The sequence below is a fragment of the Streptomyces sp. NPDC058685 genome (genome assembly GCF_042714725.1).
GTDB lineage: Bacteria > Actinomycetota > Actinomycetes > Streptomycetales > Streptomycetaceae > Streptomyces.
On the sequence record NZ_JBHXSL010000055.1, the window covers coordinates 20,462 to 33,419 of the forward strand.

General features: G+C 72.1%; 11 protein-coding genes. 1 reads left to right on the plus strand and 10 read right to left on the minus strand.

The window, feature by feature from the left end:
* Positions 1-3: 3 nt before the first annotated feature.
* From ACFWU3_RS30645 to ACFWU3_RS30690, 10 genes are read right to left on the minus strand one after another with little or no spacing between them, the layout of a single operon-like run.
* Positions 4-1,359, minus strand: a complete 1,356-nt coding sequence (locus ACFWU3_RS30645) for an acyltransferase domain-containing protein (RefSeq protein WP_384444213.1) — start codon at positions 1,357-1,359, stop codon at positions 4-6.
* A 39-nt stretch (positions 1,360-1,398) separates the two neighbouring features.
* Entirely contained in the window at positions 1,399-2,163 is a 765-nt protein-coding gene (locus tag ACFWU3_RS30650; RefSeq protein WP_384444215.1) for a 4'-phosphopantetheinyl transferase family protein, read from the minus strand.
* Positions 2,156-3,559 (minus strand): 3-deoxy-7-phosphoheptulonate synthase class II, encoded by a 1,404-nt coding sequence (locus tag ACFWU3_RS30655; RefSeq protein WP_384444217.1) that lies wholly within the window; start codon positions 3,557-3,559, stop codon positions 2,156-2,158. Before ACFWU3_RS30655 ends, ACFWU3_RS30650 begins: the two co-directional genes overlap by 8 nt.
* Positions 3,556-5,442 carry an anthranilate synthase family protein gene (locus tag ACFWU3_RS30660; protein WP_384444219.1) on the minus strand — a complete coding sequence of 629 codons (1,887 nt, stop codon included), beginning with the start codon at positions 5,440-5,442 and terminating at the stop codon, positions 3,556-3,558. The genes ACFWU3_RS30655 and ACFWU3_RS30660 overlap by 4 nt, the downstream gene beginning before the upstream one ends.
* Complete coding sequence (locus tag ACFWU3_RS30665; RefSeq protein WP_384444222.1) at positions 5,439-6,104, minus strand: isochorismatase family protein; 666 nt, start codon at positions 6,102-6,104, stop codon at positions 5,439-5,441. The genes ACFWU3_RS30660 and ACFWU3_RS30665 overlap by 4 nt, the downstream gene beginning before the upstream one ends.
* A gap of 55 nt (positions 6,105-6,159) precedes the next feature.
* On the minus strand, positions 6,160-6,936 hold the full coding sequence (locus ACFWU3_RS30670; RefSeq protein WP_384444224.1) for a 2,3-dihydro-2,3-dihydroxybenzoate dehydrogenase: 777 nt from the start codon (positions 6,934-6,936) through the stop codon (positions 6,160-6,162).
* On the minus strand, positions 6,933-8,417 hold the full coding sequence (locus ACFWU3_RS30675; protein ID WP_384444226.1) for an amidohydrolase family protein: 1,485 nt from the start codon (positions 8,415-8,417) through the stop codon (positions 6,933-6,935). Before ACFWU3_RS30675 ends, ACFWU3_RS30670 begins: the two co-directional genes overlap by 4 nt.
* On the minus strand, positions 8,414-8,692 hold the full coding sequence (locus ACFWU3_RS30680) for a phosphopantetheine-binding protein (protein ID WP_384444228.1): 279 nt from the start codon (positions 8,690-8,692) through the stop codon (positions 8,414-8,416). The genes ACFWU3_RS30675 and ACFWU3_RS30680 overlap by 4 nt, the downstream gene beginning before the upstream one ends.
* Position 8,693: 1 nt before the next feature.
* A complete protein-coding gene (locus tag ACFWU3_RS30685) occupies positions 8,694-10,313 on the minus strand; it encodes a (2,3-dihydroxybenzoyl)adenylate synthase (protein ID WP_384444231.1) in 1,620 nt (539 codons plus the stop codon).
* An 11-nt stretch (positions 10,314-10,324) separates the two neighbouring features.
* The gene (locus ACFWU3_RS30690; protein ID WP_384444233.1) at positions 10,325-11,362 is read right to left on the minus strand and encodes a ketoacyl-ACP synthase III family protein; all 1,038 of its coding nucleotides are present in this window, start codon (positions 11,360-11,362) and stop codon (positions 10,325-10,327) included.
* Between the two features lie 275 nt (positions 11,363-11,637).
* Between ACFWU3_RS30690 and ACFWU3_RS30695 the strand changes: the two genes are divergently transcribed.
* Complete coding sequence (locus ACFWU3_RS30695) at positions 11,638-12,948, plus strand: AMP-binding protein (RefSeq protein ID WP_313946588.1); 1,311 nt, start codon at positions 11,638-11,640, stop codon at positions 12,946-12,948.
* Positions 12,949-12,958 lie beyond the last annotated feature (10 nt).

Here is a 12,958-nt window from a genome sequence, read left to right on the forward strand (position 1 = left end):
CCTTCATCGGACCGCCGCGCTTCCCGCGAAGGCGCCGTCCGCGGCACCGGCGGCCACGAAGTCGACCACCTTGCCGAACGTGTCGTAGTCGGCGACCCGCAGCCCGGCGGGCGGCACGCCCAGTCCGAAGCGCTCACCGAGCCTGCTGAGGAGTTCGGTCTGCTTGACCGAGTCGACGCCGAGGTCCGCCTCCAGCAGCACGTCGTCCGTGAAGACCTCCTCGGGGTACTCCATGGCCTCGGCGTACAACGCCCGTACCCGGCCGGCCAGTTCGGCACGGTCGACGGTGACCGGTGCGTTCGGTGCGTTCGGTGTGCTCGGTGCCGTCTCCGGCTCGGCGATGACGGCGTCCGGCGCGGCCGTCGGCCGGGCTCCGCTCAGCGCCGGGCGCAGCACACCGGCCGCCCGGGTGAGCCCCTCGTCGTCGTCGCGTCCGGCCAGCGGCGCCACCACGTGCGCCCCCGGCAGGGACTGCCCGACCAGGTCCGTCAGCACCCGGCCCGCACCCGCCTCGACGAACACCCGCGCTCCGGCGGCGTGCAGGGCCGAGATCGACGTGCCGAACTCGACCGGTGTCACCAGGTGCAGGGCCAGCAGCTCCGCCAGGTCGTCCCCGTCGCGGTAGAACCGGCCGAGGATCGGCGAGTACACCGGGACCTCGAGCGGCCGGCTGGTGAAGGAGGCGATCCGCTCGGTCAGCCGTCGACGGGCCTGTCCCAGCAGCGGATTGTGGAACGGGTGCGGCGAGCGCAGCTGCGTCGCCGTGATGCCGATCCGGTCGGCGATCGCCGCTGCGGTGCCGATCAGGTCGGCGGGACCGGAGAGGACGGACTGGTTCGCGCTGTTGTCGACCGCGAGGACGAGATCCGGGTGGCCGATCAGCGCCACCACCTGCTCGGCGCGTCCCCGTCCGCAGCCGAGGGCGAGCATCCTGCCGTCGCTGCGGTCGTGTTCGCGGACGACCGAGATCCGCTCGCACAGCACCGCGGCCGCGTCCGCCAGGTCCCACGCGCCCGCGCAGGTCAGTGCCGCGATCTCGCCGAGGCTGTGGCCGAGGTGGACCGACGCGCGGGCGCCGCGCTCGGCGAGGAGCCGGTGGGCGGCGACGGAGGCGGTGAAGACGGCCAGCTGGAGCGTGTCCGGGGCGGTCTCCAGCAGGGTGGCGGGGCTGGGCGGAGAGGGCTGGAAGACCGTCGGCGACACCGCGCGTCCGAGCCGGTCCTTGGCGACGGCGTCGACCTCTTCGAAGGTGGAGCGTACGGCGTCGTCGCCGCGCTCCCAGAGTCCCTTGAGAGTGCCTGGGCGGTACGCGCCCTGCCCGGGGAAGAGGGCGACAGTCATGTCCAGTTCTCGGTTCATCGGTCTTCCCATCGTCGGTTCTCGGGCCGGAAGCGGCCCTCAGGTGCTGGTCAGCCAGGTCTGATGGAGCGCCCCGGGCTGCGCGCCCTCGATCGCGAGGGCGAGGAGGTGCCGGGGGGTCGGGCGGATGAGTTCGAAGGACCAGTCGGCGGACGGGCCGGTCCGTTCGGTGTCGTGCACGGTGATCCGGCGCCCTGCGGCCGGTCCGCGCGAGGCGAAGGAGAATCCCGCGAGGCTCCGGTGCAGTCCGGTGCCCTGCGCCTTGAGGTAGGCCTCCTTGAGGACCCAGAGGTCGCCCACGCGGGCGACCATCTCCGCCGGGTCGAGCGCGGCGAGCTCCAGGAGTTCGTCGGCGGCGAAGAACCTGCTGATGTAGTGCGCCGACTCGGCGGAGGCCGCCGTCGCCTCCACATCGACGCCGCACGCCCGGCCGTGTGTGACGGCGCAGACGATCAGTCCTTCGGTGTGGGAGAGGCTGAACCGCACACCGTCGGTCTCCGTTTCAACCTCGGGACGGCCGTACCGTCCGGTGGTGAACCGCCAGCTGTCGAGCGGACGGCCGGTGCGGTCGCTGAGCGCGTACCGGCACAGCAGCCGGCGGCCCAGGAACCGCTGCCGGGCGGCGGGTGTCACCAGCCGTGCCCCGCGGGCCCGTTCCTCCTCGGTGAGGAGCCGGTCGCCGCCGAGGCCGGCGGCGAACGTGGCGACGGCGTGCTCCGGCAGCAGCCACAGATAGGTGGCACAGGTGCCGGTGGCGGCCCCCGCGCCGGGGACCCGTTCGGCGAGGGTGGTCGTGTCAGCCATGCCGCAGCTCCTGTCCGGGGCGACCGCCGGCCGGTGTCCGTCGGCCGGCCGGACGGGCGGCGAGGGTGTCGGCGAGCCGGAAGGCGAGGTCGAGCGCCTGCTCCCGGTTGAGCCGCGGGTCGCAGAGCGACCGGTAGCGGTCGGGCAGATCGTCGAAGGTGAGGCCCGGGGCGCCGCCGACGCATTCGGTCACGTCGTCGCCGGTCAGCTCCAGATGGACGCCGCCGGGGTGCACACCCAGGCCGCTCGTCACCTCGAAGAACCCGGACAGCTCGTCGAGCACGTCGTCGAACCGGCGGGTCTTGCGCCCGCACGGCGCGCCGATCGTGTTGCCGTGCATGGGGTCGGACATCCAGCCGACCGGGAACCCCTCGGCCGTCACCTTGGCGACCAGGTCGGGCAGGACGTCACGGATCCGCTCGGCGCCCATCCGCGCGATGAGGGTGAGCCGGCCCGGATCGCGCTCGGGGTCGAGCCTGTCGATGAGTTGCAGCAGTTCGTCGGTGCCGATGCCCGGGCCGATCTTCACCGCGATCGGGTTGCTGATACCGGCGAAGTACGCGACATGGGCTCCGTCGAGCTGCCGGGTGCGCTCGCCGATCCACAGCAGATGGCCCGAGACCGCGTACCGCTTGCCGGTGTCGACGTCCGTCCTCGTCAGGGCGGACTCGTAGTCCAGGAGCAGACCCTCGTGCGAGGTGAACAGATCGCCGGGGGTGTGCACACCGTCGGCCGCGACGAGCCCGCCCGCCTGCTCGATCCCGGCGACGAGTTCCTCGTACCGCTCGCGGGACGGTGATCCGGCCGCGAACTCCCGCAGTCCGTCGCCTGGTTCGGCCGCGCCCATCCGCTCGCGCATGCCGAACGCCCGCACGAGATTGAGGGTGGCGGCGGAGGCGTTGTAGATGCGGACGAGACGCTGGGGGTCGGGGGTACGGTCCGCCGCGGTGAAGGCGGAGCCGTTCACGGCGTCGCCCCGGTAGACGGGCAGTTCGACCCCGTCCCTCGTCTCGGTGGAGGCCGAGCGAGGCTTGGCGTACTGGCCCGCCAGGCGGCCGAGCGTGACCACCGGGAGTGCCATGGCATGGCCGAGCACCGTGGCCAGTTGCCGCAGTGTGGCGACGGTACGGCCGATGGAGGCGGCATCCGCCGCGTCGAGGGACTCGGCGCAGTCGCCTCCCTGGACGAGGAACGCCTCGCCACGGGCGACGGCGGCCAGCCGGCGCTTGAGGAGGTCGCATTCGCGCGGGAAGACGAGGGGCAGACTGCGGCCCAGGGTCTCCACGGCCGAGTCGAGTGCGGACGCGTCCGGCCATTGCGGCTGCTGGCGCGCCGGCAGGGAGCGCCAGCTCGGCGCGGCCTGCACGGAAGGGACGCCGACCAGGGGAGTGGTCACGCCGTGAGCTCCACTCTGTGAGGCACCGGAGCGAGCGCGCCGGTGACCAGGTTGTCCAGGATGGCCGAGCCGTGACGGGTCATCACGGACTCGGGATGGAACTGCACCGACGTGAATCCGGGCCCGCGCAGGGCGTGCACCTCGCCGGTGGCAGGGTCGCGCGCGACGTCGACGTAGTCCGCGACCAGCGGGCTCTCCAGCAGATCGCTGTCGGTGTGTGCGGCGAAGGTGTTGTAGTAGTAGACCTGCTCCTCGGTACCGAACAGATCGACCGTCCGCCGGACGCCCTGGTTGGGGAAGTCCAGCTTGCGCAGCGGCAGTCCGAGCAGTCCGCACAGGACCTGGTGGCTCAGGCACACCGACACGAACGGCACCCGCAGATTGAGCAGCGAGCCGGTCACCGCCCGCAGATAGGCGATCTTGCGGTGGTTCTCCTCGCGGGGGTCGCCCGGCCCGGGGCCCAGCACCACGAGGTCGTACCCGGTCAGCCGGTGCGGTTCGTCGAACCGGCGGACGGTGACGTCGAATCCGAGCGAGCGGAGCTGGAGGGCGCCCATCGCCGTGAAGGTGTCCTCGGCGTCGAGGATCAGCAGCCGGCCGCGGTCGGCCGGGCGGGGCGTCGCGGGCGCGAGCCAGAAGTCGGACAGCGGCCCGTTGCGCTCGGCGAGCGCCGCTCTGATCTGCGGGTGCTCGTTGTGCCCGGCGGGACGCCTGCGCCGGGTGACCCGGTGCAGCGCGTCGAGCAGCCCGGCCGCCTTCGCCGCGGTCTCCGCCGCTTCCTTCGCGGGCTCGGAGTCGCGCACGAGCGTCGCGCCGACGCCGATCCGCATCCGCCCCCGGGCGTCCACGTCCGCGGTGCGGATCATGATGGCGGAGTCCATCCGGCGCGCACCGGCAGCGTCGCGGCCGATGAGGGCGGCGACGCCCGCGTAGTAACCGCGCCCCGCGGGCTCGATCTTGGCGATGACCTGGCAGGCGCTCTGCACGGGGCTGCCTGTGACGGTGGGCGCGAGCAGCGTCTCGTGCAGGATCTCCCGCACGTCGCGATCGCTGCGGCCGACGATGCGGTACTCGGTGTGGGCGAGGTGGGCCATCTCCTTGAGCCGCGGCCCCACCACCCGCACGTCGTCGCAGACCCGGCTCATCATCTTCAGTTCCTCGTCGAGGACCATGTAGAGCTCGTTGGTCTCCTTGCTGTCGGCGAGGAACTCCAGCAGCCCGGCCGTGCTCGCGCCGCCGTCGGGATAGCGGTAGGTCCCGCTGATCGGGTTCATCACGGCGACCCCGCCGTCGAGGCTCACATGGCGCTCGGGGCTGGCGCCGATGAAGGTCCGCTCGCCGGTGTGGACGAGGAAGGTCCAGTACGCGCCGGGTTCGCCGCGCAGCAGCCGGCCCCAGAACGCCAGCGCGGTGCGCACCGACCAGTCGGGGATCTCGGTGAGATAGGTGCGCTTGAGGACGAAGTTGGCGCCGGAGCCGTGGCCGATCTCCTCGGCGAGCACCCGGCGCACCAGGTCCCCGTACGCCTCGTCGTCGAGGTCGAAGGTGCCCTCGTCGGCGGCGAGTTCGATCGGCCAGTCCAGTACCCGGTCGAGCACCTCGTCCACGGGCAGCCGCGACTGCTCACGGATGTTCATCGCCAGCAGCGGCTCGCCGTCGTCGTGATGGTCGTAGCCGCGTTCGCCGATCACCCGGTAGGGCAGCAGGACGAGTGTCTCGTGGCGGTCGGGCCCGCCGTCGTCGACGACCGGCAGGCCGGCCGTCGTCCCGGCCTCGGTGAAGTCGCCGAGCAGCAGGTCGACCGTGTCGGGCCGGTCGCTCTCGGGGCGGTGCAGCACGGCGAACGCCCGCCCGCCCGCCGCCAGTTCGTCGAGGGAGGTCATGAGGCGTCTCCTACGGACACGGTGGACGCCGTCGCGAGCGCGTCGTGCACCGCCGCGGCCGGCACGGTCATGGCGCACCGGGTCGCCGCGTACTCAAGTGCCATCCGGTGGAACTCGGGCGTGAAGTCGGCGATCGCGTCGGCGACCACGAAGGGCTGGATGTTGTGGGCGAAGGCGTCGCAGGCGGTGAGCAGGATGCCGACATGGGCGTAGATGCCGCAGATGACGAGCTGGTCGCGGCCCTGCGCGGACATCAGTTCGAGCAGACCGCTGTTGTGGAACGCGCTGGCCCGCCACTTGGTGAGCACGGTGTCCCGCTCGCCGGGGGCGATGACGTCCGGGATACCCCGGTCCGCGGGCTCCGCGGACATGCCCGGCCCCCAGAAGTCCTTCAGCAGCCCCCGCTCCTCGGGGGTCATACCGCCGGGCTGGGCCGAGTAGACCACGGGGACGCCGGCACGCTCACAGCTCTCGCGCAGCCCGGCGACGGCGTCGAGCAACTCGGTCCGCAGCCCGTCCTCGGCGAACGGAGCGAGGAAGTAGTGCTGCATGTCGTGCACCAGCAGCACGGCCCGGCGGGGGTCGACGGTCCACGCCGCGGTGTTGGCGGGCAGTTCGGCGGGCCGCGGCATGGGATAGGAGTCGATCGGCGCAATCGCCACTGGTCGTGTCCTCTTCTCGCGGGGGATTCTCGCGGGGGTCTGCTCGCGGGTCCGCTCAGACACCGAGCGCGGCGCCGCCGTCTACGGTCAGGTCGTGCATCGTGATGTGGGCGGCCCGCTCGGAGAGCAGGAACAGCACCGCGTCGGCGATGTGGGTGGGTTCGGCGATCCGGCCGAGCGGGATGCCGACGCGGTACGCGGCGGGCACACCGTCCACCGACGCGCGCTCGGCGGCGTCGCCCTGGAGGGCGGTGAGCATCGGGGTGCGGGTCGAGCCGGGCGCGACGACGTTGCACCGGATGCCGTGCTCGGCCAGCTCCAGGCCCAGGCACTTGGTGAACATCGCGGAGGCCGCCTTGGAGGCCGCGTAGGCGGACATCGACATCCGTGGCGTCGCCGCCGCGTTGGAGGCGACCGTCACGATCGCCCCGCGCCGGCGCGGCACCATCACCCGGGCGACCGCCCGGCTGGTGTGGAACACCCCGCCCGCGTTGACCGCGAAGGTCGTGTCCCACTCCTCGTCGCTGAGCTCGGCCGCCGGGCCGCTGCGCAGTACCCCGGCGGCGTTGACGAGGTACTCGATCGGCCCGAGCTCGACCTCGACCTTGGCGACCGCGGTGTCCACGTCGGCGCTGTCGGTCACGTCCGTCGCGACCGCGAGCACCCGGGCGCCGGCGGCGTCGAGTTCGGCCGCCAGCTCCCACAGCGCGGGTACGTCGCGGTCGATCAGCGCGACCGGCAGCTCGGCGTCCACCAGCGCACGGACGACCTCGGCCCCGATCCCGCCGGCGGCGCCCGTCACCACGGCGACCCCGGACAGCGGCCCGGTCATCGGGTCCACCGCCCGAGCACACGCCCGACCACCTCGTCCGGCACCCGCAGGGCGCGGGTGGTGAACGAACCGAGCGCGGCGAGATAGCGCTCCTGGAGTCCGGCCTCGTCGACCTCGACACCCCGGCCGCCGGCCAGCAGTGTGCGGCCGCCCACGATCACGGTGTCCACATCGGCCGAACCGGCCAGCCACAGGAAGCTCTCCAGCGGCCGCGGGTTCAGCAGGTAGCGCCAGTCGTCGGTGCGGACGAGCACCAGGTCGGCCTGCTTGCCGGTCTCCAGGCTGCCCACGGCGTCGTCCCAGCGCAGCCCCCTGGCCGCGATCCGGGTGCCCATCGCCAGCGCGTCGCTGGGCAGCACCTCGGTCTGGTCGGCGCTCATCTCGTTGTACATCTGCCAGGCCGCACGCATCGTCTCGGCGATGCCGGCGCTCGGCATCGACGAGCCGTCCGTCGACAGGGAGACGTCCAGCCCCTGCCGGCGCAGCGCCGGGACGACACCGGTCTCGGTGAGCGACGACTCGCCGGACGGGCCGTACTTGCCGGGGGAGTGACTGATGTGGGCGCGGCCGGCGAGCAGCAGCTTCTGCTCGTCCTCGTCCAGGAAGGCGCAGTGGCCGGCCATCAACCGCTCGTCGACCAGGCCCAGTTCGGCCAGCCGGCGCACACCGGTCTCGCCGTAGTACCGGCGCATCAGGTCGACCTCGTTGCGCAGCGCCCCGACGTGGGTCGCGAAACCGGTGTCGTGGCGGGCGACGAGCTCGGCCATGCCGCGCGCCAGCTCGTCGGTCATGTTGGTGACGTACGCGACGCTCGGACGGCACCGCAGCCGGCCCGAGGTGTCCTCGGACGCGAGCCGCAGCAGCGACTCCACGTCCGCCAGGACGCCGTCGGCGTCCCTGGTGCGCACGAAGCGGTCCTGGTCGGGGGCGCAGACCGCGTCGCTCGCCCAGGTGCTCGCGGAGAAGCGGATACCGACGCGCTGGGCGGCGGCGACCATCGACCGCGGGCGGTTGAGCGAACCCATGTCGCCGAGGGTGGTGACACCGCCGCGCAACTGGGTCCACATCGAGTACTCGGCGATGGCCTGCGCCTCGTCGGGCGTCATCTGCTCGATGAGGCCGTCGAACCGGTCGAAGGTGGCGGATATCTGGTGCATGTCGCCGCCGCCGCCCATGAACGCGACCTCGTCGTCCCGGTCGGAGACCGGCCGCAGCGCGCCGCGCATCGGGAAGCGCATGGCGAACATCTCGTGCCAGTGCGCGTTGACGAATCCGGGGAGCACCATCATCCCGCGGACGTCGCGCGTCTTCAGCCCGGCCTTCCGCGCGGGGTCGAGCGCGGCCACGGCCTGCCCGACCTCGTCGGCCGTGCCCACCGCGGCGATCGTCCCGTCCACGATCAGGACGGCGCCGTTCGCGTGCACGCTCTCCTCGGCGTCCGCCGTGTAGACGGTGCCGCCGGTGATCAGCTCGGCGCTCATGAGGACACCTCGGGCCCGGCCGCGGCGGGTACGGCGCCGGCCGCGAAGTGCGCGAGCCAGCCGTTCAGCGTCGGCGCGGCGACGAGCGCGTCGAACTCGACCGGGACCTTGTTCCTCCGCCAGCGGCTGACGAGCCGCATGATCTCCAGCGAACTCAGGCCGAGGACGACCAGGTTGGCGTCCGGCTCGATCGCCGCCGGCTCGATGCCGAGCAGCGGAGCGACCACCTCACGCAGATCCTGCTCGGTCGGGGTGCGGGTGTCGGTGTTGTCCACGTCAGCCTTCCTGCTCGGACGCGGCTGTTGCGGCCAGCGCCTTCTTGTCGACTTTGCCGAGGGGGGTGAGCGGCAGCTCGGTCACGTACCGGACGGCATCGGGCAGCTTGTAGTCCGCGACGCCCCGCGCGTGGACCGCCTGCTTGAGCGCGGCGAGGGTCCTCTGCGGCCCGTCCGCGACGATGTAGGCGCAGATCCGCTCGCCGAGGAACTCGTCGGGTACGCCGATCACCGCGGCGGCCGCCACACCGTCGAGCGCCAGAAGATGGTCCTCGACCTCGCCCGCGGAGATCTTGTCGCCGCCGCGGATGATCATTTCCTTGATCCGGCCCTCGATCACCAGGTCACCGTCCTCGGTGAGCCGGGCGAGGTCGCCGGTGCGGTAGAAGCCGTCCGCGGTGAACGCACGCTTGTTGTACTCGGGCACCCCGTAGTACCCGCGCAGCGTGTACGGACCGCGGGTGATCAGCTCGCCGATACCGCCGGCGGGCAGCGGGTCACCGTTCTCGTCCACGATGAGCACGTCGTCCGCGTCGGAGATCGGCCTGCCCTGGGTGGTGAGCACCGACTCCTCCGGATCGTCCGGCCTGTTGAAGGTGAGCAGGCCCTCGGCCATGCCGAACACCTGCTGGAGCGAGCAGCCCAGCGTGGGCGCGATGCGTTCGGTGAACTCGCGCAGCATGCGGGCGCCGCCGACCTGGACCAGCCGCAGGCTGCTCAGGTCGTCCTCGCTCCACTCGGCGGCCTCCAGCCACAGCTGCATGATCGAGGGCACCATCGAGGTGACGGTGACCGCGTGCTGCTCGATCAGGGGGAAGCAGTCCAGGGGGTTGGGGGTGTCGGCGAGCACGGTGGTGCCGCCGGACATCAGCGTGCCGATCACACCGGGGCAGCCGTAGGCGAAGTTGAACTCGATCGGCAGCACCGCCAGATAGGTGTCGGTGGGCGTCAGTTCGCACACCTCCGCCGCACGCTGCGCCTGGTACACGTAGTCGTCGTGGGTGCGCGGGATCAGCTTCGGCAGTGCCGTGGTCCCGCCGGAGAGCAGGAAGAACGCCACGTCGGACGCGTCGGGCTCGGGCAGCGGCTCCGCTTCGGCGGTGGCGAGTTCGAGCTCGGACACCGAGACGAATCCGTCGGTCTTCGCGCCGAGCACGAACAGGGTGCGCAGGGTCTCGCTGCCGGCCTTCACCTGCCGCGCGAGGTCTCGGTGGTCGAACCCGCGGTGGGTCTCGGGGAGGACGTAGCCGGTGGCGCCGCTCAGTTCCACGAGATGGCTGATCTCGGTCGCGCGGTGGGCGGGCAGCGAGAAGACGAGCTTCGCGCCGATCCGCATGAGGGCGAACGAGATCGCCACAAACTCCGGCACGTTGGGCAGCTGCACCACGATCCGGTCGTCGGCCCGCACCCCGTGCTCGAGGAATCCGGCGGCGAGCCGGTCGGCCCAGCGGTCGAGTTCGGCGTAGCTGATCCGCCGGCCGCCGTGCACCAGCGCGGTGACGGAGCCGTACTGCTGCGCGGCGTCGCGCAGCACCGTGCCGAGCGTCTCGCCGCGCCAGATGCCCTGCTCGCGGTAGCGCTGAGCGACATCGGACGGCCAGGGAGTGCATCCGGCAAGCATGGGTGGCTCTCCTACTCGGCTTCGGGTGCGGATTCGGTGATGCGGACGACGGCGGCACCGGCCTCCATGCCGGTGCTCGCACCGATCAGCAGGACGTTGTCGCCCGGCCCGACCTGGCCGGAGCGCCAGAGGTGTTCGAGGCCGAGGAACAGGTCCGCGGCGCCGGTGTGGCCGATGGTGCTGACGTACTCCCAGACGTCCTTGTCCTCGGGGACGTCCAGCGGCAGCAGGAACATCGCCTCCAGTGCCGGCCGGCCGAAGCCGACGTGGCAGACCCGGTCGATCTGGTCGAGGGTGAGGTCCGCCTCCTTGAGCGTGCGCTCGGCGATCTCGGCGACGCGGTCGCCGAAGTTCTTGATGGGCGGGGCCTGTCCGGCGGCCCACTGCTCACGCACCTTCTCCGCGCGCTCGGCGAAGTTCAGTCCGCGGCCGCGGGTGACACCGGGCGGGAACAGCTCCTCGCCGGCGCGGTGCAGGATCTCCATCGAGGAGTCGGACAGCGAGCCGAGGGCGAGCATCTCGGCGAAGCCGCCGCGCCGCGACAGGACCACGGCCGAGCCGGCGTCGGCGAGCACGAAGAGACCTGAGGCGCGCCAGCGCTCCACCCCCGGCGTCGAGTAGTTGTCGCCGGTCGTGATGAGGGCGGCGTCGTGCGTGGGGTTGGCCGCGAGCCGGTTGGCCGCCACCTCCACCGAGGCGAGCATGCCGAGGCAGCCCTGCTTGATCTCGACGGCCGGCACCGGGCGGTCGACGGTGTTGTTCAGGATGTAGTGCACGGCCGACCAGCCGTCCGGACCCTGGTGGTGCGTGTAGCTGTGCAGCAGGATGCCGATGTCGTCGGGGCCGTGGCCGGACCCGGCCAGTGCGGCGCGGGCCGCGTCGATCGCCATGTCGGGCGCGGGTGTCGACTCGCTGACGGCCGCGGACCGCATGCCCGACGCCTGCCGGGCGGCCTCGTCGTACAGACCTTCAGCGACCGCGCGCTCGGCCGGGTACAGGGGCGGCAGATGACTGCCGATCCCGGCGAGATACAGGTTCTCGGTCCTCATCGCGCCGACTCCTTCGTGGGTGGGGTGGCCTTGGCGGCAAGCACAACAGCTGCGATCCCGGCCCTCATGAGTAGGCGGTACTCATCCCCCTCCTCTTAGACACTGTCTATCCCGCACCGGCCTGTGCAGCGGCGATACACGCTCCGCGGGCCCGTTGCGGTGGCCGAATTGAGTAGCGACTACTCGGGCCCCTCCGTGCGGCGCGGTGCTCTGCTGGGCGCGTAGCCGCCGCGTGCCACAGCCCGCGGCCCCTGGGCACAGACGAGGGAGATCCGATGTCGTGGTCGCGTCCGGAACCGGGCGACTGGTCAAGTCCAGCCGAACTCGCGCAGTTGCAGCGGGCGGAGCTGCCGAGGGTGCTCGCCCAGGCGATGCGCTCGCCGTTCTACGCCGCCCGCTACCGGGGCCGCAGCGCACCGGCCGGTGCGGAGGACTTCGCCGGCATCGAACTGACCACCAAGCAGGACCTGCGCGACCAGTACCCGTTCGGGATGCTCGCCGTGGACCGCGAGAAGCTCGCCACCTACCACGAGTCCAGCGGCACGGCCGGTGACCCGACCGCGTCGTACTACACGGACGACGACTGGGCCGACCTGGCCGAGCGGTACGCACGCAAGTGGGTCGGCATCCATCCGTCGGACACCTTCCTCGTCCGCACCCCCTACGGCCTGGTCATCACCGCGCACCTCGCCCAGGCCGCCGGCCGGCTGCGCGGTGCCACCATCGTGCCCGGCGACGCCCGTTCGCTCGCCACCCCGCTGCCGCGCATGGTGCGGGTGATGCGTGCCCTGGACGTCTCGCTGACCTGGTGCAACCCCACCGAGATCATGATGCTCGCGGCGGCCGCCAAGGCCGCGGGTCTCCGTCCCGACAAGGATTTCCCCGCCCTGCGGGCGATGTTCACCGCCGCCGAGCCCCTCACCGAGGTGCGCCGCCGCCGGATCAGCGAGATCTGGGGCGGCATCCCCGTCGTCGAGGAGTACGGCTCCACCGAGACCGGCACCATCGCCGGCCAGTGCCCGGACGGCTCCCTGCACCTGTGGGCCGACCGCGCCGTCTTCGAGGTGTGGGACCCGGCCACCGGCGAACTCTCCGACTCCGGCCGCGGCCAGCTCGTGGTGACCCCGCTCTACCGCGAGGCCATGCCCCTGCTGCGCTACAACCTCGCCGACGACGTCGAGGTGTCCACCGCCGACTGCACCTGCGGCTGGCTGCTGCCGACCGTCCGGGTGCTCGGGCGTTCCGGCACCGGCTACACCGTCGGCTCCGCGACGGTCACCCAACAGCGTCTGGAGGAGCTGGTGTTCAGCCTGCCCTTCGAGTACGACGTGATGTTCTGGCGCGCGATGGCCCACCCGGACGTGCTGCGGGTGGAGTTCGAGGCCCCCGACGCGACCCGCGAGCGGGCCGTCAAGGAACTGACCGGCCTCATCGACCGCGAGCTCGGCGTACCGCACAGCATCACCGGCCTTCCGCTCGGCACGCTGGTCCCCTCCGAGGCGCTCACCGCGCAGCGCGACATCCTCAAGGCCCGCTATCTGTTCGGTGAGGGCGAGGACTGGGACAAGGCGGTCATGTACGCATGAGCCGCCCCCC